Source organism: Curtobacterium citri (genome assembly GCF_030362955.1).
Lineage (GTDB): Bacteria > Actinomycetota > Actinomycetes > Actinomycetales > Microbacteriaceae > Curtobacterium > Curtobacterium citri.
In genome coordinates, this window is record NZ_JAUCML010000007.1 from 119,674 (window position 1) to 143,136 (window position 23,463).

Annotated in this window: 20 protein-coding genes and 1 tRNA gene; 10 read left to right on the top strand and 11 right to left on the bottom strand. The window is 73.3% G+C overall.

Going from position 1 to position 23,463, the window contains the following annotated elements; translation table 11 throughout:
* Window positions 1–20: 20 nt before the first annotated feature.
* The gene (locus QUG92_RS11840) at window positions 21–2,066 is read left to right on the top strand and encodes a bifunctional copper resistance protein CopD/cytochrome c oxidase assembly protein (protein WP_289459205.1); all 2,046 of its coding nucleotides are present in this window, start codon (window positions 21–23) and stop codon (window positions 2,064–2,066) included.
* 103 nt (window positions 2,067–2,169) lie between these two features.
* On the opposite strand, the gene QUG92_RS11845 is transcribed toward QUG92_RS11840, so the two are convergent.
* The 3 genes from QUG92_RS11845 to QUG92_RS11855 form a co-directional block, all read right to left on the bottom strand.
* A complete protein-coding gene (locus QUG92_RS11845; protein WP_289459206.1) occupies window positions 2,170–4,479 on the bottom strand; it encodes an Ig-like domain repeat protein in 2,310 nt (769 codons plus the stop codon).
* A 171-nt stretch (window positions 4,480–4,650) separates the two neighbouring features.
* Window positions 4,651–4,986, bottom strand: coding sequence for a hypothetical protein (locus QUG92_RS11850; protein WP_289459207.1), 336 nt, complete (start codon window positions 4,984–4,986; stop codon window positions 4,651–4,653).
* 1 nt (window position 4,987) lies between these two features.
* Window positions 4,988–6,067, bottom strand: a complete 1,080-nt coding sequence (locus tag QUG92_RS11855; protein ID WP_289459208.1) for a DUF6177 family protein — start codon at window positions 6,065–6,067, stop codon at window positions 4,988–4,990.
* Between the two features lie 207 nt (window positions 6,068–6,274).
* On the opposite strand from QUG92_RS11855, the gene QUG92_RS11860 reads away from it, so the two are divergent.
* From QUG92_RS11860 to QUG92_RS11885, 6 genes are all read left to right on the top strand, one after another.
* Window positions 6,275–6,345, top strand: a tRNA-Gly gene (locus tag QUG92_RS11860).
* 119 nt (window positions 6,346–6,464) lie between these two features.
* Window positions 6,465–7,517, top strand: coding sequence for a BLUF domain-containing protein (locus QUG92_RS11865; RefSeq protein WP_182046434.1), 1,053 nt, complete (start codon window positions 6,465–6,467; stop codon window positions 7,515–7,517).
* Window positions 7,518–7,554: 37 nt separating this feature from the next.
* Window positions 7,555–8,664, top strand: coding sequence for an FAD-dependent oxidoreductase (locus QUG92_RS11870; RefSeq protein WP_289459209.1), 1,110 nt, complete (start codon window positions 7,555–7,557; stop codon window positions 8,662–8,664).
* A gap of 28 nt (window positions 8,665–8,692) precedes the next feature.
* Complete coding sequence (locus QUG92_RS11875; protein ID WP_289459210.1) at window positions 8,693–9,754, top strand: glycerate kinase family protein; 1,062 nt, start codon at window positions 8,693–8,695, stop codon at window positions 9,752–9,754.
* A 137-nt stretch (window positions 9,755–9,891) separates the two neighbouring features.
* On the top strand, window positions 9,892–10,938 hold the full coding sequence (locus tag QUG92_RS11880) for an NAD(P)-dependent alcohol dehydrogenase (protein WP_289459211.1): 1,047 nt from the start codon (window positions 9,892–9,894) through the stop codon (window positions 10,936–10,938).
* Between the two features lie 179 nt (window positions 10,939–11,117).
* Complete coding sequence (locus tag QUG92_RS11885; RefSeq protein WP_182046438.1) at window positions 11,118–12,077, top strand: AraC family transcriptional regulator; 960 nt, start codon at window positions 11,118–11,120, stop codon at window positions 12,075–12,077.
* 66 nt (window positions 12,078–12,143) lie between these two features.
* Here the strand turns inward: QUG92_RS11885 and QUG92_RS11890 are convergent, their stop codons facing one another.
* The 4 genes from QUG92_RS11890 to QUG92_RS11905 all read right to left on the bottom strand — a co-directional run bounded on the left by QUG92_RS11890 (window position 12,144) and on the right by QUG92_RS11905 (window position 16,100).
* A complete protein-coding gene (locus QUG92_RS11890) occupies window positions 12,144–13,577 on the bottom strand; it encodes a hypothetical protein (RefSeq protein WP_289459212.1) in 1,434 nt (477 codons plus the stop codon).
* Entirely contained in the window at window positions 13,567–14,427 is an 861-nt protein-coding gene (locus QUG92_RS11895) for a TIGR03943 family putative permease subunit (RefSeq protein ID WP_289459213.1), read from the bottom strand. The genes QUG92_RS11890 and QUG92_RS11895 overlap by 11 nt, the downstream gene beginning before the upstream one ends.
* Window positions 14,414–15,427 carry a permease gene (locus QUG92_RS11900; protein WP_289459214.1) on the bottom strand — a complete coding sequence of 338 codons (1,014 nt, stop codon included), beginning with the start codon at window positions 15,425–15,427 and terminating at the stop codon, window positions 14,414–14,416. Before QUG92_RS11900 ends, QUG92_RS11895 begins: the two co-directional genes overlap by 14 nt.
* A 94-nt stretch (window positions 15,428–15,521) precedes the next feature.
* Entirely contained in the window at window positions 15,522–16,100 is a 579-nt protein-coding gene (locus tag QUG92_RS11905) for a TetR/AcrR family transcriptional regulator (protein WP_289459215.1), read from the bottom strand.
* An 87-nt stretch (window positions 16,101–16,187) separates the two neighbouring features.
* Here QUG92_RS11905 and QUG92_RS11910 point away from each other — a divergent pair, with 87 nt between their 5' ends.
* Entirely contained in the window at window positions 16,188–16,502 is a 315-nt protein-coding gene (locus QUG92_RS11910; protein WP_289459251.1) for a DMT family transporter, read from the top strand.
* Between the two features lies 1 nt (window position 16,503).
* Complete coding sequence (locus QUG92_RS11915; RefSeq protein ID WP_182046443.1) at window positions 16,504–16,890, top strand: DMT family transporter; 387 nt, start codon at window positions 16,504–16,506, stop codon at window positions 16,888–16,890.
* A 91-nt stretch (window positions 16,891–16,981) separates the two neighbouring features.
* On the opposite strand, the gene QUG92_RS11920 is transcribed toward QUG92_RS11915, so the two are convergent.
* Together QUG92_RS11920 and QUG92_RS11925 are read right to left on the bottom strand one after the other, a co-directional pair.
* Window positions 16,982–18,121, bottom strand: coding sequence for a CE1758 family FMN-dependent luciferase-like monooxygenase (locus QUG92_RS11920; protein WP_289459216.1), 1,140 nt, complete (start codon window positions 18,119–18,121; stop codon window positions 16,982–16,984).
* A gap of 142 nt (window positions 18,122–18,263) precedes the next feature.
* Entirely contained in the window at window positions 18,264–19,061 is a 798-nt protein-coding gene (locus QUG92_RS11925; protein ID WP_289459217.1) for a phosphatase PAP2 family protein, read from the bottom strand.
* 337 nt (window positions 19,062–19,398) lie between these two features.
* Between QUG92_RS11925 and QUG92_RS11930 the strand changes: the two genes are divergently transcribed.
* Window positions 19,399–19,848, top strand: coding sequence for a DUF4383 domain-containing protein (locus tag QUG92_RS11930; protein ID WP_189319549.1), 450 nt, complete (start codon window positions 19,399–19,401; stop codon window positions 19,846–19,848).
* A gap of 179 nt (window positions 19,849–20,027) precedes the next feature.
* Here QUG92_RS11930 and QUG92_RS11935 read toward each other — a convergent pair whose 3' ends face one another.
* A complete protein-coding gene (locus QUG92_RS11935; protein WP_182048127.1) occupies window positions 20,028–21,338 on the bottom strand; it encodes an ATP-dependent DNA helicase in 1,311 nt (436 codons plus the stop codon).
* Window positions 21,335–23,296 carry a bifunctional copper resistance protein CopD/cytochrome c oxidase assembly protein gene (locus QUG92_RS11940; protein ID WP_289459218.1) on the bottom strand — a complete coding sequence of 654 codons (1,962 nt, stop codon included), beginning with the start codon at window positions 23,294–23,296 and terminating at the stop codon, window positions 21,335–21,337. The genes QUG92_RS11935 and QUG92_RS11940 overlap by 4 nt, the downstream gene beginning before the upstream one ends.
* Window positions 23,297–23,463 lie beyond the last annotated feature (167 nt).

Genomic DNA, 23,463 nt, shown 5'->3' on the forward strand with positions numbered 1-23,463 from the left:
GGACCTACCATTGGACGGTCATGACCGTCACGTCAGCCGCCACGCAGCCCGGGGACACGGCACCCGAACCCGCCCCCACCACCGCACGGTCCACCACCGTCGCGACGGTCCTGGTCATCGCCGTCCCGCTCGCCGTAGCCTGCGCCGTGCTCGGCATGACGCTCACCGGCGCGTTCACCGCCTCGCAGCAGCTCGTCTCCGCCGGTGACCTCGTGGAGTACGGCCTGCCGGTCGCCCGGGTCGTGCACGACACCGCCGCGGCGCTGTCGATCGGCCTGCTCGTCGTGGCCGCGTTCGCGCTCCCCGCGAAGAAGCAGGACCACCGCACGATGTCGTCCGTGCAGCACCGGGCCGCCCGCTGGGGCGCCGCGGCCGGTGCCGTGTGGTTCCTCGCCGCGGTCGTGGGGATCGTCCTCACGGGCGCGAACACGCTGGGTGTCCCGCTCACGAGTCCGGTGTTCGCGCGCAACTTCCTGCTCTTCGCGTTCCAGGTCGAGATCGGGCAGGCACTCGTCGTCTCCGCCGTCGCGGTGCTCGTCGCGACGCTCGTCGCCGCCTTCGCCACGCGGGTCACCTCGCTGGCGGTCGCGACGGTCGCCGGACTCTTCGCGCTGCTGCCGCTCGCCCTGTCCGGTCACGCCGCCGGGGCGCTCGAGCACGCGAACGCGGTGAACTCCCTCGCCGTGCACCTGGTCGCCGTGTGCGTGTGGGCCGGCGGACTCGTCGCCGTGCTGCTCCTGCGCACCCGCACGAAGGGCGCCACGGGACGCGTGGTCGCGCGCTACTCGACGCTCGCGGGGTGGGCGTTCGCCGCGGTCGCGTTCTCCGGCATCGTCAACGCCTCGCTGCGCCTGACCGGTCCGGCCGACCTCGTGACGACGACCTACGGGTGGCTCATCACCGTCAAGGCGGTCATCCTCGTGCTGCTCGGGCTCGCCGGTGTCGCGCAGCGCCGGAAGCTCGTGCCGGGACTCCTCCGTGCGCCGCTCGACCGCAGGCTGTTCGTCCGCTTCGCCCTGGCCGAGGTCGTGTTCATGGCCGTCGCGATCGGCGTCTCCGTCGCGGTGTCCCGCTCGCAGCCGCCGATCCCGCAGACGCCCGAGACGGGACAGGACACCCGGTCCGGCCTGCTCGGCTACACCTACCCGCCGGCGCAGACCGTGCAGACCTACCTGACGCAGTGGCACATCGACTGGGTCTACCTGGCGATCGCCGTCGTCGGAGCCGGCTGGTACCTGCTCGCCGTGCGGAAGCTCCGGCAGCGCGGTGACTCGTGGCCCGTGGGTCGCACCATCGCCTGGCTGCTCGGCTGCGCGCTCTTCATCTGGACGACCTCGGCCGGACCGGCGGTCTACGGCATGGTGCACTTCTCGTCGCACATGCTCCAGCACATGCTCCTCATGATGTTCGTGCCGCTGCCGCTCGTGCTCGGCGGCCCCGTGCTCCTCGCGCTGCGCACGCTCCCGGTGCGGAACGACGGCTCGCGCGGTGCCCGTGAGTGGCTCATGCTCTTCACGCACTCGCGGTACATGCAGTTCATGGCGAAGCCCGCCGTCGCCGGGACGATCTTCGCCGGCTCGCTCGTGGTGTTCTACTTCACGCCGGCGTTCCAGTACGCGATGCAGTCGCACGAGTGGCACGTCGCGATGGTCGTGCACTTCGTGCTGAGCGGCTACCTGTTCTTCTGGGTGTTCGTCGGCGTCGACCCGGGGCCGCAGCGCCCGCAGTACCCGATCCTCATCATCGCGCTGCTCGCGACCCTGGCCTTCCACGCCTTCTTCGGCGTCGCCGTGATGACCTCGCAGTCGGTGTTCGCGGCCGACTGGTTCCACGCGCTCGGCCAGACCGACGACCGCGCGCTCCTCGCCGACCAGCACACCGGGGGCGGCATCGCCTGGGGCGCGTCGGAGCTGCCGATGGTCTTCGTCGCCCTGCTCGTGGTGCGCAACTGGGTGCGGAGCGACAAGCGCGACGCCAAGCGCCTCGACCGCAAGGCCGAGCGCGACGGGGACGCCGACCTCAAGGCGTACAACGAGCAGCTCGCCGCAATGAACCGACGCGACTGAGGCCGCTGCAGGGAGCACCCGCCCCGGAACGAGACAGCGCACCGTGCGGTTCCGCACGGTGCGCTGTCTCGCTGCGCTGGCTCGCTGCGCCGGAGCGACCCGACTAGCCCCGGGCCGCCCGGGTGCGACGGCCGAGCAGGAGCACGACACCGGCCACCAGCAGCGCGACGGCGAGGGCGATCCCCGTCCAGAGCGCGACGGTCGGGCCGGTGAAGGCGAGGCCGCCGGGTGCGGCTGCCGCCGTCGGGGTCGCGCTCGGCGTGGCGCCCGCCGGAGCCGAGCTGGGCGCTGCCGCCGTCGGGGCCGGTGCCGGTGTGGTCGGCGCCGTGGTCGGTGCCGGTGCCGGGGTGGTCGGCGCGGGGGTCGGGACCGGCACGACGGCCTCGGCCACGGTCACGTCGAACTCGTCCGAGGTCGACGCGGCGTACACCGCGTCGCCGGAGTAGACCGCGACGATCCGGTGACGGCCGGACCCGAGCCCGGCGACGTCGCAGCTCGTGACCGGGAGCGTGACGGCGCAGAGCACCCGGTCACCCTCGCGGAACTCGACGGTCCCCGTGGGTGCCGGCTGACCGGCACGTGCCGCGGGTCCGTCGACGGTCAGCGTCACCGGGGCACCGGCCGCGACGGGCTCGGAGGCGTCCGGCGAGGTCGCGGTGACCACCGTCGGGACCTTCGACACGACGAGCGACCCCGTGCCCTCGGCGGTCGCGTGGTCGGCGTCGCCGAGGTACGCGGCGGTGACCACGGTCCCGCCGGCGGTCGTCGCGGGGACGGTGCAGCTCGCCGTACCGTCCGTCAGGTCGGCCGTGCACAGCTCCGCACCCGTCTGCGCGTCGGTGAACCGGACGGTCCCGGTGGGGACGGTTGCGTCGGTCGTCGCGGACGACGAGACGGTCGCGCGGAGCGACGCGTCGTCGCCGACGGTGACGGCGGTGTCCTCCACCGTGACGACGGTCGTCTGCGGGGCGACCGTGACGTCGCGGGTGACGGTGATCGCCTCGGCGTCGATCGACGACACGACCGTCGACACCGTCGCGGTGCGGGCGGTGCCGGTCACCGTGAACGGGATCGTGAGCTCGGGCAGGTCCGTGCCCGGGGCACGGTCGGCGGCGGCCTGCTCGCAGGTGACGACCTGACCCGACACGGAGCACGTCCAACCGGTGCCGGTCGCGCCGTCGGCCGACGGGGTGACGCCGGTCGGGAACGTGGTGGTCGTGCGGACGGCGCGCGTCTCGGAACCGCCGTCGGCGGAGATCGTCGGGGTGACCGTGACGGTGCCGGAGCCGGCGTGCGCGACGCTGGTCGCGCCTCCCGTCCGCGCCGTCAGGACCGGGACCGCGCCCGCGGCGGTCGTCGCGACGAGGTCGGTGACCTCGTGCACGTCGGTCGCACCCCCCGTGCCCGCGGTGAAGCCGTAGGTGAGCTTGTAGGGGTACCCGGTCGCCGGGTCGATCCACGAGGGGTCGATCCCCGCGACGTTGCTGCTCGGGTCGAGCTCCGGCAGGGCACCGGTGACGACCTGGCGCGCGCCGCCCACGCTCGTGAAGACGACGGCGTACTGCCCGGCCGGTACCGACACGTCCGGGTACCGGCGTGCCGTCAGCGCCGATGCGGTCGGGTTGACGACGACCTCGACGGGCACGGCGACCTCGCTGCGGTCGGTGAAGACGGAGCCGCGGAGCGAGCGGTCGGCGCGCGTGACCGACTGGACGCAGTACCCGGAGGACCCGTTGCCCGGTCCGCGGACGGTCACCGAGTTCTCCGCACCGCCGCGGCTCTGGTCACCGACGCAGCCGGTGTAGTTGCCGGCGAACCCGCCGTAGGTGTCGAGACCGACACCGAGGTACGCGTGCTCGAGGCCGTCGACACCGCCGGCGGGGTAGGCCGCGTAGCCGAGCGCACCGCCGGTGTAGCCGGTCCTCGTGGGCACGGCGGGGTTGTACGGGTCGGTCGCCGCCAGGTAGAAGACCATGCCGTCGGCACCGCTGCCGTCGTACTGGTAGGTCGTGAACGAGGCGTCGAGGCCCTTGTCCGTCGGCACGGCCTGCACGGCTCCGACGGCACCGATCAGGGCCTGCGACGCGGACGTCAGGCGGAGCGCCCCGGACCCGGCGTCGTCGGCCGTGTCACCGCAGGCGGGGATCGAGCCCGTGCCGGGCCCGCCCGACGCACCGGCCGTCAGGCAGGCGCTGTTCCCGGCGGCGGAGGGCGTCGACGGGAGCACCCAGCCGTCGCCCGCGCTGGTGCCGCGGAAGGTCTGGTCGGCGAAGGTCGTCTGCGTCGGGGCCGCGGCGCTGGCGGCGGTGACGTCCGCGCCGAGGAGCGCGAGACCGGCGAGTCCGGCCACGGTGAGACCGGCGAGGATGCTGCGAGCGCGCGCGACGGCGCGCCGCTGAGGTCGTTGAGCCAAGGGAGCCCTGTTCAGTGAGGAGGGGTGCCGACGAGGAGCTGCCAGCCCGGCTCGTCGACTCGGGTCCTCACACCGTAGGGCGATCCGCGCGATGTGGAGCACCGGGGACGCCGGACACCCCCGTACTGGGGGCAGGACGCCTGTCCGGAGACCGCCGACCGCGAGGGACGCTCAGTCTCCGTGCACGATGCAGACCGCGTCGAGCTCCATCGAGGCCTCGAGCGCGGCGCTGACGCCGGGCTCTCCCTCGGGCCCGAACGGGGTGACGGTGTCGACCCACCACAGCGGGGTCGAGAGGGCGGGCGCATCGGGCAGGATCCGCTCGACCTCGTCGAGCGAGTCCACCCGGCGGACGCCGAGGACCGTGATCACGGGGTGTCCCGCGTCGCGGCAGACCTGCAGCACCGGGCCGTCGTCGAGCGCACGGACGCCCCACGCGTCGTCGTGCAGCAGGAGCGCCTCCGCGACGTCCCGCGCCTGCACCGGCCCGCGGCAGAGGAGTGTCACGTCACGCGGCACCCTGACCGCCCGTCCGGTGGGCGGAGTGCGCGTGCGCGCCGCGGTCGTGTCCGTCGAGGGTGCCCTCGTCGTGCGCGGGGTCGAGCGGCGCGCCGCCGACGAGCTGGAGGAAGCGGTCCTCGTCGATGCGGTCGAGAAACGCCTCGAGGGCCTCCCACCCGTCCTCGAGCCGCACGACCAGGCCGCCGCCCCCGAACACCGACGTCGAGGTCCGCGCCGGCGGCCACTCCCCCGTGCGGTCCAGGAACCCGGCGGCCTCCGGACCGACGACGACCGCTAGCGGCGACGGTTCGCCGTATGCGACCGCGCGGACCAGGTGGTCGGCGTCGCCGCGGCGCTGCATCACGACGCCGAACACCGGCTCGACCTCGGCGGCAACCCGGTGCACGGCGTCCAGGAGCTTCGCCGCGAGCGCGGGGTCGGTGCCGTCCTCGGGGATCGTGAGCACGGCGGACATCGTCTCGACGACGACCCCGTCGAGCAGGTGCGCGGTCATGGTCGCCGAGAAGCCGTCGCCCACCGCGTACGACGTCGACACGTCCGGGGCGTCGTGCTTGGCGTACTGCGTGACCACCCAGCGGTCCCACGGCACCGTCAGCGGTTCGCTCGTGCCCCACCGCGTGGGACAGGTGCCGACGGTGTCGCAGAGCGCCTCGATGGCGGAGCCGAGGTCGACCGCCCGGTCGGCGTGGTGCCGGAGCGTCAGGTCGATGCTGATCTGCCGGACGGACCCTGACGCGACCGGGTGCGCGGGCGACGGCGGACCGACGAGTTCCGGACCGGCGTGCACGAAGTCCTCGACGCCGGCGGCGCGGACGCCGGTGCGGCCGTCCCGCAGCGAGCCGTCCTGCTCGTCGACGGCCCACGCGGCTCCGTGCGCGCCCAGCGCGTGCCGCAGGGCGGGGCTGAGCGACGCCTCCCGGCCGGTGCGGAGCACGACCGTCCGCCCGGAGGCCGAGGCGCGTCGCAGCAGCGAGGCGAGCGAGTCCGTCAGCCACACGACCGGCGAGGCCGAACGGACCACGATGGCGGGGCCGACCACGTCGTCGATGAGGGGATGCCTGACCATCCGGGTCCTCCTCCGGTAGGGCGTCGGAACCCCCTGGACGGTACACACGGCGACGACACGTGTCCGTCGACCCGGGGACCTCACAGGGGAGACACGGCGACCGGACGGGAGGCCCGACCCACCCTCGCCGCGCCGCGTGCGGCGCGCGCACGGCTGGCATCCAGCGGAGAATCCGCTAGGCTTGCCACGTCCCGCCGGGCGGGACGCGCGAGTGTAGTTCAATGGTAGAACTCCAGCTTCCCAAGCTGGTAGCGCGGGTTCGATTCCCGTCACTCGCTCTCCAGATGGACACGCTCCCGAGGGAGCCACTTCCCGAACGCGGGGTTGCCCTCTCCGCGCGCACGGCCTTGGATCGGGTCGGAGCACGTCGGCTCCACCGGAGCAAGGAGGTGCGAGCATGCGTTCGCTCGTCTACACCAGCACGCAGACGCGTCCGATCACCGACTCGGAGCTCGCGCAGATCCTCGCCGTCGGCCGCGAGAAGAACACGCGCCTCGGCGTGACCGGGATGCTCGCGCACAAGGGCGACAACTGCATCGGGATCCTCGAGGGCGAGGACGACGTCGTGCACGACCGGTTCGAGCAGGTCCGCGTCGACCCGCGGCACACGAACGTGCGTGTCCTGCTCGACGAAGCGATCACCGAGCGCTCCTTCCCGGACTGGTCCATGGCCTTCCAGTCCCTCGACCCGCTCGTGCAGGAGGTGCCCGGCTTCAGCGACCTGTTCCGGGCGGGCCGCCCCGCCGACCCGGCGTCCGCGGCGTCGCGTGCGCACGGGCTGCTCGAGTGGTTCCGCAAGCACCCGCTCGCGCCGCTGACGTCGCAGCAGACGATCGACGACGAGGCCCCCAGGACCCGGGCGATCAACGGTGCGATCACCGTGATCCACGACCACGGTCCGGCCGGGTTCTCGGTCGAGGCCGTCGCCGAGCGCAGCGGCATGTCCGTCGCGGAGGTCGACGCCCTCTTCCCGAACCCGCACGCGCTCCTCGCCGCGACCGTGATGCGCTGGACCCGCGCGGTCTCCCTCCCGCTGCAGCCGCTCGCCGCCGAGAAGGGCACCGTCGCGTACCTCCACGCCCTGCTCGTCGCGCACGCCGAGGAACCCGCGCTGATGCGGCTCATCGCGTCGAGCCTCGTCGTCGCCACCGACCCGGAGGCGCCGGGCGCCGACTACTACCGGTCGGCCTACCTGCAGTTCCGCGAGGTCGTCCGCGAGGCACTCACCGAGGACGTCCGGAGCGGGCGGGAGCCCGCCACGATGGACCCGGTGCGCGGCACGCAGCAGCTGCTCGCGCTGTACGACGGGCTGCGGTTGCAGTCCCTCCTGACGACGGACACCGACGTGGTCGACGCCTTCGACCGCGCGGCGACCCGGATGCGCCGCGGGTGGGCCGAGCAGTACGAGCAGCCGACGTACTGGGACGTCCCGGTCGCACCGGCGCACTGACCACGGCGACGACGGCCACGCGCACTACGCTGCCGTCATGCAGCCCGACCCGACCACGTCCGAGGTCCCCCACGTGGTCGTCGGCGGCGGGGTCGTCGGCGCCGCGACGGCGTACACCCTGACCGCCCGCGGCGAGCGCGTCCTGCTCGTCGAGCAGCACGGCCGCGGCCACCACGAGGGGTCCTCCCACGGTGCCACCCGGATCTTCCGGCAGGGCTACGCCGACCCGGAGTACGTCGACCTGACGACCCGGGCGCTCGCGCTCTGGGACGCGCTCGAGGCACGCTCGGGCACCACCCTGCTCGACCGCACCGGCGCCGTGGACCACGGGCGACCCGAGGTGGTCGACGCGATCGCCGCGGCACTGGCGTCGGCCGGGATCCCGCACGAGTCGCTCACCACGGACGAGGCCGCAGCCCGCTGGCCGGGCATCGCCTTCGAGGGCCGCGTCCTGACCCACGCGACCGCGGGGCGGATCCGGTCCGCCGACGCGATCGAGGTCTTCCTGACCCTGGCCGAGCGCACCGGGCTGGCCGAGCTCCGCTTCGACACCCGCGTCACGGCGATCGAGGACCACGGTGACGACGTCACCGTGTCGCTCGGCGACGGCACGTCGGTCCGGACGCCGAGCCTGGTGGCGGCCGTGGGGTCCTGGGCGCCCACGCTGGTGGGTGCGCTGCTCGCGGCACGCGGGGCGCGCCTCCCGGCCGTCCGCGTCACGCAGGAGCAGCCCGCGCACTTCCCCAGCCACCTGCCGGACACGGCGTGGCCGTCGTTCGTGCACTGGGCGGACGGCGACGACGTCTACGGGCTCCTGACCCCGGGCGAGGGCGTGAAGGTCGGGTTCCACGGCACCGGACCGGTCGTCGACCCCGACGCCCGCGACCACCGGCCGGTGGCGGCCGAGGTGGAGCGCCTGCAGGCGTACGTCGCGCGGTGGGTGCCCGGCGTGGACGCCTCGCGGCCGAGCCTGATCAGCTGCCTGTACGACACCACCCCGGACGAGGACTTCGTGATCGACCGCCGCGGGCCGCTCACGGTGGCGACCGGGTTCTCCGGGCACGGGTTCAAGTTCGCACCGCTGCTCGGCGAGCTCGTCGCCGACCTGGCGACCGGCGGGGAGCCCCACCCGCGCTTCGCCCTCTGACCGCCGGGCGCCCCGCTACGGTGGTCGGGTGCGCGTCGTCATCGCTCCGGACTCCCTGAAGGGCACCGCCACCGCGGCCGACACCGCTGCGGCGATCCGTGCCGGCTGGCTCGACGAACGCCCCGACGACGACGTCGTGGGCGCCCCCACGGCCGACGGCGGCGAGGGCACGATCGACGCGTTCGCCGCGGCCGTCCCGGACGCCGTACGCGTGCCGGTCACCGTGACCGGGCCCGCGGGGACACCGGTCGACACGGCGTGGCTCCGCCTCCCCGACGGGCGGGCGGTGGTGGAGCTCGCGGCGACGAGCGGCCTGCCGCTGCTCGGCGGACGGCTGCAGCCGGGGACGGCCACGAGCCGCGGCTTCGGCGAGGCGATCGCGGCGGCACTCGACGCCGGGGCGACCGGGCTGGTGCTCGGCATCGGCGGCAGCGCGTCGACCGACGGCGGACGGCCCGTGCTCGAGGCGCTCGGGCTCACCGCGCACGCCGACGGCTCCGTCGACCGGAGCCACCTGCGGCCGCTGCCGCCCGGTGGTGCGGTGGTGCTGACGGACGTGACCTCGCCGCTGCTCGGGCCGGACGGCGCGGTCGCCGTGTTCGGACCGCAGAAGGGCGTCACGCCCGAGCTGGCACCGGCGCTCGAGGAACGGCTCGCCGCCTGGGCGCTGGCCCTGCCCGACGTCGACCCCGCGACGCCCGGGGCGGGTGCCGCCGGTGGCGTCGGGTTCGGCCTGCTCGCCTGGGGCGCGACCCTCGCCCCTGGCGCGCGTGCGGTCGCCGACGTCCTCGGGTTGCCCGCGCTGCTCGACGGCGCCGACGTGGTCGTGACCGGCGAGGGTCGGTACGACGACCAGAGCGCCGCGGGGAAGGTGCCGTCCGTCGTCCGGGCGCTCGCGGCCGAGCGCGCTCCCGGGGCGCGGGTCCTGCTCGTCGCCGGCGAGGTCGACGCACCGCTCGACGGGTTCGACGCGGCCGCATCGCTCATGGTGCTCGCGACGCAGACGACCGGGGAACCGGACGACGCCCTGCGCGAGCCGCTGCGGTTCGCCCGGATCGCCGGGCAGCGGTTGGCACGGCTCACGGGCTGACCGGCTGCGGCACCGCGCCACGCCCGTCCCACCGTGCCTGGGGGTCCCCATCGCAACCTCCCTCGTCCAGGAGCGCTCCACCAGACTGGAGGACGGGTCGCACCCGGCCCGCCAAGCAGCACCCCACGAGGAGACCAATGCGCACCGTCAACGCGTACGCGGCACCGTCGGCCACCGAGCCGCTCGTCAAGACCACCATCACCCGTCGCGACCTCGGCCCGAACGACGTCGAGATCGACATCGCCTACGCCGGCATCTGCCACTCCGACATCCACACCGTCCGCGGCGAGTGGGGCCCGATCCAGTACCCGCAGGTCGTCGGCCACGAGATCGTGGGCCACGTCTCCGCCGTCGGCAGCGACGTCACCAAGCACCAGGTCGGCGACCGTGTCGGCGTCGGCTGCATGGTGAACTCCTGCGGCGAGTGCGCGCAGTGCGTCGCCGGCCAGGAGCAGTACTGCCTGAAGGGCAACATCGGCACCTACGCCTCGGTCGACCCGGCCGACGGCTCGATCACCCAGGGCGGCTACTCCGAGGCCGTCGTCGTGAACGAGGACTTCGTGCTCCGCGTCCCGGAGTCGCTCGACATCGAGAAGGTCGCGCCGCTGCTCTGCGCCGGCATCACGACCTACTCGCCGCTGCACCACTGGAAGGTCGGCCCCGGCTCGAAGGTCGCCGTCGTCGGCATGGGCGGACTCGGCCACATGGCCGTCAAGATCGCCGTCGCCCTGGGCGCCGAGGTCACCGTCCTGTCGCAGACCACCTCGAAGCAGGAGGACTCGCTCCGCTACGGCGCGAAGGCCCACTTCGCCACGAAGGACCCGTCGACCTTCGAGCAGCTGGCCGGCTCGTTCGAGCTGATCATCAACACGGTGTCGGCGAAGCTCGACATGGCGGCGTACCTCGGCCTGCTGCAGGTCGACGGCACGCTCGTCAACGTCGGTGCGCCGTCGGAGCCCCTCGAGGTGCCGGCCTTCGCCCTGATCCCGCGTCGCCTGAGCTGGGCGGGCTCCGCCATCGGCGGCATCGCGGAGACCCAGGAGATGCTCGACTTCTGCGCGGAGAAGGGCATCCTGCCCGAGACCGAGCTCATCTCGGCCGACCGCATCAACGAGGCGTACGAGCGCGTGCTCTCCTCGGACGTGCGGTACCGCTTCGTGATCGACACGGCGACCCTCGCCTGACGACCCGGGCCACGGGGGTCCGGTGACCCCCACCGGACGGGAGGCGCGCTGCCGGTGAGCAGCGCCTCCCGTCCTTCCCCTGGCCACCCCGCGGACCTACGCTGTCCCCGGAACGCGACCGCATCGTCCACGTCACGCAGCTCGTCGCCGCCGCGGCCCGGACGCGAGAGGCTTGACGGATGGACAACACGACGAACGAGGGACTCCGTCCCCTGGTCTCGGTGTCCGGCACGGAGACCGACACCGCGATCGCCGACCTGGCCGGCATGTACGCCGGCAAGACCTGGCACTCCGGGCACGTCGACGACGACTACTGGTACCGGTACGTCGCGGTCGGTGACGACCGGATGAGCGTCCGTCGCTCGCAGATGCACGGCACCCTGCGCGGCGACGTCGCCGTCGAGGGCCAGGTCGTCGTGCAGTGGATCGACTCCGGCACCGCGACCGTGGACACCGGTCGCAACGCCGTCCGCATGCAGCCGGGCATCCCGGTGCTGTTCCCCGTCGAGCAGCGCTTCGACATGGACTACCGCGACTGGGACCAGCGGCTCGTGCACCTCGACCGCGACCTCGTGCTCGACGTCGCGTCGGAGCGGTACCTGGTGGACGGCACGCTCGCGTTCGACCGCACCACCCCGCCGACGACGGCCGCGGTGGAGCGGTGGCGCGCCTCGGTGGCGTCCTCCGTCCGCGTCCTGCGTGACGAGGGCACCGCGTCGCTCGCATGGCACGAGTCGCAGCGCGAGGTGGTCCGCTCCCTGCTCGACCTGTACCGCTTCCACGGCGAGGCCGCGCCGGTCGGCTGGGGCGAGCACCGCAACGCCCGCATCCGCAGTGCCGTCGAGACGATCCACGCCCGCGCGCACGAACCGCTCACGGTGTCCGAGATCGCCCGTGCGGCGGACCTCAGCGTGCGGGGGCTGCAGGAGTCCTTCCAACGCACGCTCGACCGGACGCCCATGCAGTACCTCCGCGAGGTCCGGCTGCGCCGGGCGCACGACGACCTGCTCCGCGCCGAGCCCGCGACGGTGTCGGTGGCCGAGGTCGCGTCCCGCTGGGGCTTCACGCACATGGGCCGGTTCTCGGGCGAGTACCTGCGGCGGTTCGGCGAGTACCCGAAGCACACGCTGCGCCGCTGACCGGCAGGACGGGACGCACCGCGTCGCGGGGCGTCGCACCGCGTCCCGTCGGGTCGCGTCCCGTTCTCAGCCCACCTCGTCGCCGGAGGGCAGGGCACCGCACCAGTCGACCGACGACGCGTCCACGCTCGCCTCGAGCGCCCCGGAGGTCGCGTCGACGATGCTGACGAGGGCGCCCGACGCCGACGCGGTCGTGACGGCGAGGAACTGCGCGTTCGGCGACGGACAGACCGCGGTGACGCTCGCGTCGTCGGGCACCCGGACGGGCAGCCGGGAGGCACGGTCCCCGTCCACGCGCACGGTGCGCTGGGCGAGGGTGCCGTCCGCCCGCACGTCGCCCACGACGCGGACGTAGGTGTCGTCGGTGAGCGGGGCGATCCGACCGAGGTACGGCGCGTCGGTGCTGCCAGCCGGCGCGGTGATCGGCGTGCGGCGACCGTCCGTGAGGTCGAGGCGGACGATCCCGGTGCCGGTCTCGACGACGGCCGTGGTGCCGCTGCCGACGAAGCCGTGCAGGAACGTGGCGCTGCCGAGGCGCACCGGGTCGGTCCGCCCGCTCATGTCGACCAGGACGAGGTCGTCGGAGCCGGTGCGGACCAGGGCGCTCTCGGTGCGCGGCACGTACGCCCACTGCGCGACGGTCATCGGGACCGCACCCGTGGTGGGTCGGCCGTCCTCGGCGACGGTGGTCGGCAGGTGCGTGCCCGTCATGTCGACGACGTACAGCCCGACGTTCCGGGACTGCCCGGTCGAGGTGTCGGCGTACTCGAAGCCGAACGACGCCCCGTCGTCGGCGACGTGCAGGGCCGTCACCCGTCCGGACGCGGTGGGGAGCGTCAGTCGCTCGACGGGTGTGCCCCGGTCCTGCACGCCACCGGCGAGCGGGACGATCTCGACCGTCGAGCTGCCGTCGCCGCCGCGGACCACGACGAGCGACCGGCCGAGGCGCGCGTACTCGGTGATGCCCCGCGCCTGGAGGACCGTCGTCGCGCCGCCGGCGTCGAGGGACCGTCGCACGATCCGGTCCGGGGCGCCCGAGGTCCCGGGCACGAGCGCGAGCACGTCGGTGCTCCCGGTGGTGATCGTCGTCCGGAGGTCCGCGGTGGCGGGCTGTCCGGGCGCGCGCACCCCGGCGACCGCGATCTCGTACGACCGGTCGTACGCGAGCGGACCGGCGAACTCGACCGCGATCGTGTTGCCGCTCGACGTCACGGTGTGCGGGGCCGACGGCGTCACCGTGACCGCGTCGGCGGACACGCGCTGGAGCGCCTGGTTCGCGGTGAGGATGACGCGCTGCGCGGGTCGCGACACGAGCCCGGTCGGGTCGTAGGTCACGTCACGGAGCCGCGGGCCCTGCTGCGACCCGACGACCGCGGCGACCGCACCGACGAGGACGAACACCGTGAGCGACGCCACGAGCCGGCGGCGGTAGCGGTCGCGGGGACGCCGCCGGACCGGACCGGCCGCCCGCGCGTCGGTGGTGCGGGGATCAGTACTCATACGGGTCCGTCGGCTGGTCGATCACCCGGACGGACGCCGCACGGACGACGATCCGCGCCTCCGCCGACTGGTCGGGGTTCGCGGCGAGCTTCCCGGTGACCCGGACCCACCGGTCGGCGTCGGGCACCGCGCCGTCCGTGACGACGCCGAGGCCGACGGGCTGCGCGTCGACGGCGCAGCAGCTGATCACGAAGCGGGTGAGCGTGAAGGAGCCGTCGGCGCCGGGCACCACGAAGCCGGACAGCTCCACGGGCTTGCCGACGAGCGCCGTCGTGTCCGTGGTCTGGCGGATGAGCGCCGCCCAGTCCTTCACGCCGTACTCGGACGTGTCGACGCCCTCGCTGCCCAGCAGGGCGACGTCCTGCGTCCCGGTCGCGTTCGACAGGGTCGGGGTGTCGACGCTCCGCTGCTGGGCGGTCCGGGCGGACAGGGTCGTCGGGGGGAGCACGAGCATCGCGGCGGTGATCCCGACCGTGACCACCGCGGCCGCGACGCCGAGCACGCGACGGGTGACGCGGGCGGCCGTCGGTGCCGCGCGGCGGACGGCGCGGGCCGCGTCCGAGCCGTCCTCGTAGGAGGAGTCCGCAGCATCGTCCCGCGCGTGCGCCGGTCCGTCGTCGTGCGCGTGCCCCACTCCGTCGTGCGCGTGTCCGTGGCCCCGTGCCACCGCGACGAGCCCCGCGACGGACGCGGGCACCGCGACGGCGGCCAGCACGGTCGTGAACAGGTCGTACCGCGGGTTGATGTACAGGTCGAGGTGCCCGACGAGCGCGAGCCACAGCGTGCCGAGCGCCACCGCGAGCACCGACCCGAGCCCCAGGTACGCGGGGCCCTGCTCAGACGAGGACATTCATCACCAACCCGACCGCCGCCGTGAACAGGACGCAGACGACCGCGAGCAGCACCAGGAAGCGTGCCCGGAAGGTCGTCCGGAGCAGGGCGATCATCTTGACGTCGATGATCGGCCCGATGAGCAGGAACGCAGTGATCGACCCGGGCAGGAACGTCGACGCGAAGGACAGCGCGAAGAACGCGTCGACGTTCGAGCAGAGCGAGATCGTCATCGCCAGGAGCATCATCGCCGCGACGGACAGCACCGGGTTCGCGCCGATCGACACGAGCGTCGACCGGGGCACGGCGACCTGGATCGCCGCGGCCAGGCCGGCACCGACGAACAGCGCGGGCATCATCGTCGCGGTCTCGCCACCGAACTGCGATGCGCTCTCGCGCCAGCGGTGGCGGCTCTGCGGTGCACCGATCGCCGCGCGGCAGCGGGCCTCGAAGGTGGGGAGCAGGAGCTCGGCCGGACGACGGTGCGCCGCGACGATCCAGCCGACCAGGTTCGCGAGCACGAACCCGCCGACGATCCGGACGACGAGGATCCACCCCGACCACCCGAACGCCTGCGCCGTGCTGATGATCACGAGCGGGTTGAGGATCGGCGCGGCGACCAGGAAGGTGACCGCCTCGGCCGGGGCGAAGCCGCGCATCATGAGGCCGCGGGCGAGCGGCACGTTCCCGCACTCGCAGACCGGGAAGAGCATGCCGATCAGCGAGATCACCGCGCGCCGCGGCACCGGCCGCTCCGGGAGGATCCGTTCGAGCACCCCGGCGGGCACCCACACCTCGACGATGATCGACAGCACGATGCCGAGGACCACGAACGGCAGCGACTCGACCACGACGCTGATGGCCAGCGTCAGGAAGTCCTGCACGACGTCGGGCAGCCCGGCGGTCCCGACGCTCGGCGACACCACGCGCACGCCGAGCAGCACCACGACGGCGCCGAGCACCAGGCCGGGGCCGGTGCGCGTGCGGGTGGGGGCGGGGCGAGTGGGAGCGCTCGTCACCGGGACAGGATAGGCGAGCCGACCGCTGCGGGACCTGCAGCCGCGCCCGCTCGCCCGGCTGCCCGCTCCGCCGCCCGGAGCCTGGTCGGCCGGGTCACCCGATGGGCAGGCTCGCCAGGTGCCGGTCGAGCAGCGCGATCGCCCAGTCGTGGGACGCCCCCGCGTCGAGCCGCGTGACGTGCACCGCGAGCCCGTCCACGAGCGCGTGCAGCCGACACGCCTCGTCCGCGCGCTGGTCCTCGGGCACGCCGACGAGCGCGACGATGCGGTCGCACCACGCCCGCATCTCCGCGACGACCCGGTCGAGCGCCGGCCGGAGTGCGGCGTCGGTGAGCGCGGCGTTCCCGAGCGCCAGGTAGACGTCGAGCTCGACGACCCGCTCGTCGTCCAACGGCAGCAGTTCGAGCAGGATCCGTCGAGCGGTCTCCGCGTCCGGCAGGTCGGCAGGCAGGGCGTCGATGCGCTCCCGCGTCCGGTCGAACACGAGCGTGATGGTGTGCTCGCGCATCGCGGCCTGCGTCGGGAAGACGTACCGGACGGTGCTCGGCGGCAGGCCGGCCTCGGCGGCGACACCACGGACGCTCAGTGCCGCGAGTCCGTCGCGCGCGAGCAGGCGGCACGCGGCCTCGGACACGTCGGTCCGGCGCTGCTCGAGGTCCTCACGGGTCGTCACCGATCCATACTCGCACGCTCGTGCGACTCGTGCTACCGTCGAGCGGGCAAGAGTCGCACAACCGTGCGACTCACGGAGAGGAGCCTCGTGGCCTGGGTGGTGCTCGTCCTGTCCGGCGTGCTCGAAGCGGTGTGGGCCACCGCGCTGAGCGCGTCGAACGGGTTCAGGAAGGTCGTGCCGACGATCGTGTTCGTCGCCGGCATGGTGCTCAGCATGGTCGGACTCGCGTTCGCCATGAAGGCGATCCCGGTCGGCACGGCCTACGCGGTGTGGGTCGGCATCGGGGCGTCCCTGACGGTCGTCGTCGCGATCCTCCGTCGGCAGGAGGCCGCCTCGATCGCCCGCATCGCCCTCGTGCTCGGCCTGGTCGCCTGTGTCGTCGGCCTCAAGGTGGTGAGCTGAGGTGGCGTGGTTCGTCCTGTTCGTCAGCGCCGCGCTCGAGACCGTGTGGGCGACCGCCCTCGGCGCGAGCGACGGCTTCACCGTGCCGGGTCCGACGGCGCTGTTCGCGGTCACCATCGTCGTGAGCCTGGTCGCGTTCGGCTACGTGCTCCGGCACATCCCGATCAGCACGGCGTACGCGGTGTGGACCGGCACCGGCGCGGCCCTCACGGTCCTCTGGGGGATGGCGACGGGCGCCGAGCCGGTCACGTTCCTGCGCCTGCTCTTCATCGCGGGGATCGTCGGCTGCGTGGTCGGCCTGAAGCTGGTGCCGGCGCGTCCGGCGGCGCCCCGAGGCTCGTCTCTGCGGACACCTTCGCGCGGCGAGGACGCGAGTTCCGTCCGCTGAGGCGAGTCTCGGTATCCGGTCACACGCCGGGACGGACGGGAGGCGCGGTGCCCGCTGGCACCGCGCCTCCCGTCCGTCATCGGTCACGGGATCAGACGGACGCTCCCGTGAACTCGTCCTCGGCCGCGACGTGGTCGCTGCCCGCGGTCCCCGCGGCGAGCGCGGCGGCCACGCGGTCGGCGTGCGACGGCGGGTCCGACGGCACGTGTGCCGGGCGGTCCGCCTCGTTGATCTTCCGGAGCTCGGGGACGATGTCCTCGGCGAGGATGTCGATCTGCTCGAGGACCGTCTTGAGGGGCAGGCCCGCGTGGTCGACGAGGAACAGCTGGCGCTGGTAGTGCCCGACGTGGTCCTTCATCGCGGCGTACCGGTCGATGACCTGCTGCGGCGAACCGACGGTCAGCGGCGTCTGGGCGGTGAAGTCCTCCATCGACGGGCCGTGACCGTACACCGGGGCGTTGTCGAAGTACGGGCGGAACTCGTCCCACGCGTCCTGCGAGTTCTTCCGCGCGAAGAACTGGCCGCCGAGGCCGACGATCGCCTGGTCGGCGGTGCCGTGGCCGTAGTGCTCGAAGCGCTGGCGGTACAGGCCGACCATCTGCTCGGTGTGCTGGATCGGCCAGAAGATGTTGTTGTGGAGGAAGCCGTCGCCGTAGTAGGCGGCCTGCTCGGCGATCTCGGGCGTGCGGATCGACCCGTGCCAGACGAACGGCGGGACACCGTCGAGCGGGCGCGGGGTCGAGGTGAAGCCCTGCAGCGGCGTGCGGAACCGCCCCTGCCAGTCGACGACGTCGTTCTCCCACAGCTGGCGGATGAGCGCGTAGTTCTCGATGGCCAGGTTGACGCCCTGGCGGATGTCCTGTCCGAACCACGGGTAGACCGGGCCCGTGTTGCCGCGGCCCATCATGAGGTCCATGCGGCCGTCGCTGATCACCTGGAGCATCGCGTACTCCTCGGCGATGCGTACCGGGTCGTTCGTGGTGACGAGCGTGGTGCTCGTCGACAGGGTGATGTGCTTCGTGCGCCCGGCCAGGTAGCTGAGCATCGTCGTCGGGCTCGAGGCGACGAAGGGCGGGTTGTGGTGCTCGCCGGTCGCGAAGACGTCGAGGCCGGCCTGGTCGGCGTGCTCGGCGATCGTGAGGATGTCCTTCACGCGCGTGGTGTCGTCCGGGGTCGTCCCGGTGGTGGGGTCCGTCGTGACGTCGCTGACGGTGAAGATCCCGAACTGCATGGTGCACGCCTCCTGGCTGCTGGCCGCTCGTCGCTGGCTGCTGTCGCTGGCCGTCCGATTCGATGCGTTTGCATCGACTTGCCGGGTACAACGTAGCGCAGCGAGAGGCATTCCCGCCAGTGCGGACGCGCTCCTCGGCGGTTCAGCCGCGCGGTGGCAAGGCCGCGACGTCGGTCTGTGCCGCGTGGTGCATCCCGTCGGCGATCCACACCACGGTCACGACCGCCAGCACGCTCGCACTCGATGCCATCCGCCCCGCGACCAGGACGGCCCCGTGCACGTCGGCGAGCTGGGCCACCGCCACGACCAGCGCAACCACACCGACCAGGAGCGTGACGCCGGTGGCGAGGAGGAGCACCACCGTCACCGCGCGCCGGGGCCCCCGTCGGCCGTCCCGGTCGCCGCGCTCCCCCCGGTCGACACGCGGCCCGACCGCACGGACGAGCCCGAGCCAGAAGAGCGCGATCGCGCAGGCTCCGACGATGTCGCTCACCCGGTGCCACCCGTACACGACGGTCTGGTTCGCGACGAACACGGCGTACCCCGTCCCGACCAGCGTCACCAGGGGGCGGAACCGTCGCGGTGTCACCAACAGCACGGCGAACAGCGCGGCCAGGGCGATCGTGGCGTGCCCCGACGGGAAGGAGTTGGGCGTGGTCGACTGGGCGATCTCCGGGCGCTCGGCGATACGCTTGACGAGCGTCGAGGTGGCCGCCGAGGCGAGCACCACGACCCCCGCTCCGAGCCCCACGGCGAGACGGCGACGAGCGAGACCCACGGCGGCGATCACGACCACCAGCAACAGGATGACCGGCACCGAGATGACGTTGAGCGCAGTGTCCGACCCGAACAGGTCGGACTCCCGGACCCCGCCCAGTGCGGCGTCCTCGACCCGCTGCCCGATCGGCGTCAACACGGCGGCGGCGTAGACGAGAGGCACGATCACGAACCCCAGAGCTGCCAGCAGCGCCCACCGCATCCGTCGCGAGACACTCGGTCCACGCGACTCGGGTGCCGTGCGTTCGGGCGTGCGGGTCACCGGCGTGGTCCTCCTCGGCGTGGCGATCATCGGGCTCCTCGTCCGTCTCGTGCCGCGGCTGCGATTCGGACGGTCGGGGTCCGACACGATACCGTTGGTCCGCCGGTCCGCGCCTGTGAACCAGGGGTCAGCGACCTCCGGATCCGACGGCCGCACCGCCCGTGCACCACGGGCGGACGCACCGGCTCCCGTCGCCGGCCCGACCGGTGCCACCACCCTGTACCAGGAGGAGACCGAAGTGGCCATCAAGGAACCGAGCATCACGGCGTCGCCGAACCGGGCACTCGCCCTGACCGCCGGATCGCTCCTGGCGCTCTGGGGCTTCCTCGGCTTCTTCTTCGCCGCGGACGGTGACCCGGGCTTCTTCAGCCGTGAGGGCGGCATGCTCTGGAACGCGTTCGGCGTGAACCCGGCGCTGTGCCTGCTGTGGGTGCTGCTCGCCGTCGTGCTCCTCGTCACCGGGCTCGGCACCACCATCGGTTCCCGGAACGGCAACCGGCTCGTCGGGGTCGTGCTCGTCGTCATGGCCGTCTACGGCTTCGCGCTGGGTAGTACCTCGGCCAACGTGTTCGCCCTGACGTTCGCGGACAACCTCTTCCACGCGATCGTCGGTGTGGTGCTGCTCCTCACCGCGTTCGGTGCGGACCGCGAGAACGTCCGGGCGCTGCGGGCGGCCGCGCGCGCCTGACCGCACCGTCCTCGACGCCCCGTCCACCTCCGGGTGGGCGGGGCGTCGTCGTGCCGGGCGGGGCGGGCTGCGCCGAACGGGCAGGACACGCCGTGTGCTGGTCGTCGAGTGGGCAGGACTCGTCGCCCGACGGCACCGAGCGTGCCGGATGGTGCCCGGTCGGCGGAGCCGGTCGGGCGTCAGGCGTCGGCGTCGCGCGGCCGGGCGGCCTCGAGTTCGGTCGCCACGATCCGGGGCGCCTCGGACATGAAGCGCCGGACGTCCAGGTCCACGATGATGTCCTGCGGCCGGAGCGGTCGCGTCAGGTACAGCCCCTCGAGCGACGTGAGGCGTGACAGCGCGACGTAGGTCTGTCCGGCGCTGAACACCCGGTTGCCGAGGTCGACGACAGCTCGGTCGTAGGTGCTCCCCTGCGACTTGTGGATCGTCACGGCCCAGGCCAACCGCAGCGGGAACTGCTGGAACTCCCCCACGGTGTCCTTCTTGAGCTCCTTCTTGTCCGGGTCGTAGGAGTACTTGAACTTCTCCCAGACCGACGGCTGGACCTCGAAGGACTCGCCGTCGACGTCGACCCACACCGTGTCGCGGATCGTCGTGACGACGCCGAGCGTGCCGTTCACCCAGCGCTGGTCGGGGTCGTTGCGCAGGAACATCACGTGCGCCCCGGGCTTCAGCTCGAGCGCCTCGTCCGCGGGGAAGTTCCGCCCGCCGAAGTCGCCGTTCACGTCGGCGCGGGCCGTCTTGACCTTGCCGGGCAGCCGCTCGAGCGCGGCCTTGTTGATCCGCGCCACCGTGTCGTTCCGGGTCGCGAGCGTGATCGCGTCGTCCGGTGCCGGCCGCGCACCCGCGGTGTTGAGCTGTCCGGCCACGTCCGCCGTCACGCGGCCGTGGCGCACCGCCGTGAGCATGGCAGCGAAGGCGTCGTCGCGCTGCCGGTGCACGGTCGCCAGCTCGACGATGTGCAGCTCCGTCTCGAGCCACACCTTCGCGTCGAAGAACCACATGGACCGGTAGTGGTCGGTGAAGTACGCGCGCTCGTCGCCGTCCCCCGGCACGGGCGGGAGTTGGTACGGGTCGCCGAACATCACCACCTGCACGCCGCCGAAGGCCTCGAACTGCCGTCCGCGGGCCTTGCGGAGCGAGCGGTCCATGGCGTCGAGCAGGTCGGCGTTGACCATCGACACCTCGTCGATGACCAGGGTGTCGATGGTGTTCAGGAGCTTGCGGGTCTCCGGCCCCTGGCGGAGTTCCGCGTCGGCGATGAGCCCGATCGGCAGCCGGAAGAGCGAGTGGATGGTCTGCCCGCCGACGTTCAGCGCCGCGACGCCGGTCGGGGCGCAGATCACGACCTGCTTCTCGGTGTTCCACGACAGGTGGTTCAGCAGGGTCGACTTGCCGGTACCGGCACGTCCGGTGATGAAGACGTGGTCGCGGGTGTGCTCGATGTACTCGAAGACGGCCTGCTGCTCGGCGCTCAGCGCGATGCTCACCGTGCCGCCGCCTCGGACGCGGGTGCCGGTGCCGGTGCCGGCGACTTCGGTCCCCGCTCGACGCCGCCGGGACGGACGCGGTCGCGCCGCAGCCGCACCAGCGCGACGACGACGACCGTCACGACGAGCAGGACGCCGGCGACGACGAGCACGACGCCGCCACGGGCCTGGTCGACCAGCGGCGTGGGACCCCACTCGCGGCCCATCGCGCCGAACCAGGACGCCTGCAGCAGCCCGAGCGGCCCCTGCATCGCGATGCCGAGCGAGACCGTGCCGGCGGCGACCACGACGGCGCCCGCGACCCGCACGAGCACGGCACCGGTGCTCGCCGACCGGGCGCCCGCGGCGACCGGGGTGAGGAGCGTGGGCACGGCCAGCAGTCCGACGAGCAGCAGCCCCACGTCCACCAGGGTGCGCCCGGACGGGTCGCTCACCGACCAGCGGAGCACCTGCGTGGCGTAGAGGCCCCACCAGACCGCGGCGAGCAGCACGAACGACGGGAACGGCTGGGCGAGGTACCGCACCACGCCGTTGTCGACGAGCAGCCCGGTCCACTCCCGCACGCCGGTGGAGTCGTCGTCGCGCCGGTGCACGGCGGCGCGGACGAGCTGCACGGGTGCGGCAGCCCAGACGAGCGCGGGGACGACCAGGCCGAGGAGCACGTGTGCGCCGACGTTCGCCGACACGAGGAAGCGGTCGTAGGTGTGCAGCGAGCCGGAGGTCGCCAGGACGAGCGACACGACGGCGATCGCCGCAGCGACGGTGCGGTGGACGGGCCAGGAGACGCCACGGCGGCGGAGACGGACGACACCGGCCGTGTACGCGGCGGCCGCGAGCACGGCGGCCATCAGCCAGAACAGGTCGAGGTTCCACGCGGTCAGCCAGCCCCACGCACCCGGGTCGGCGGGCAGCGGGTCGTCGGTGAGGAGCTCGGCCGGCGTCGGGTTCGTCGTCTTGCTCAGCGCGACCTCGCCAGCGGGGGTGGCCGTGCGGCCGAGCGCCGCGGCGAACCCGCTGGCGACCCCCATCACCGCGAGCTCGACGAGCACCAGGGTCCAGAACGGGCCGCGCCGGTCGGGCGCATCGGTGAGCGCGCGGATGGCCCGGCGGCGCTGGACGGCGCCGAGGACCCCGATGCCGACGATCGCCGCGATCTTGACGAGCACGAGGACCCCGTACGGCGTCGCGAGGTTCGACAGTGCTCCGACGCGGATCTGCGCCGAGGCGGTGCCCGACACCGCGACGAGGACGAAGCACCCCAGCGCGATGCTCGAGTACCGCGAGACGACGAGCGGCAGCCGGTCGCCGGGAAGGACGTTCCGCAGCAGGACGACGAGCAGCAGCCCGCCGACCCAGAGCGCGGCGCCGACGAGGTGCAGCCCGAGCGCGGTCACGGCCGAGTCGTGGCTGGCGGTCCCGGCGGCGTGCCCCTGCTGCGCGAGCGGCACGAGCCCGATCATGGCGACACCGGTGGTGAGGGCGACCATGCCGCGCCCGCGCACGGCGAAGCAGAGCACCGTCACCGCGGCCGCGACGAGCACGGAGACGAGCCAGGCCGTCCCCAGGTCGGTCCCGGTGAGGAACACCCCCATCGACTGGCCGAACTGCTCGCCGATGCTGACGGGCGACCCGGCGACGGACAGGAACGTGAAGAACGTGGTGACGGCTGCCGCCACGGTCCAGACGCCGGCGGCACCCGCGGCGACGTCGATCGCGCGGTTCCACTCCGGACGGCTGCGGGACAGTCCGACGACGGTGAGTGCCAGTCCGCCGATGGTCGCGGCGGCGGACAGGTCGACGACGAGCCGCGCGATCGGCAGCCCGAAGCGCACGACGGCGCCGGGGTCCGCGATGAGTGCACGGTCCGCCCCGCCGCCGATCACGAGGGCGACGAGGAGCGAGACGAACCCGACGAGCAGCAGCACGGCGGGGCCGGCGATGCGTGCGATCCGGTCCACCCGACAAGCCTAGGCGCTGCCCGCCCGACCACGGCACGCGGGTGGGCCGACCTGTGGGCGGTGACCCGCGCCTCCCGGCCGTGCAGGGGTGCCCGTGGACCGTGACTTCGTCCGGGAACGACGGAAGGGACGGCCGAGGCCGTCCCTTCCGAGTGGTGTTCCGGGGG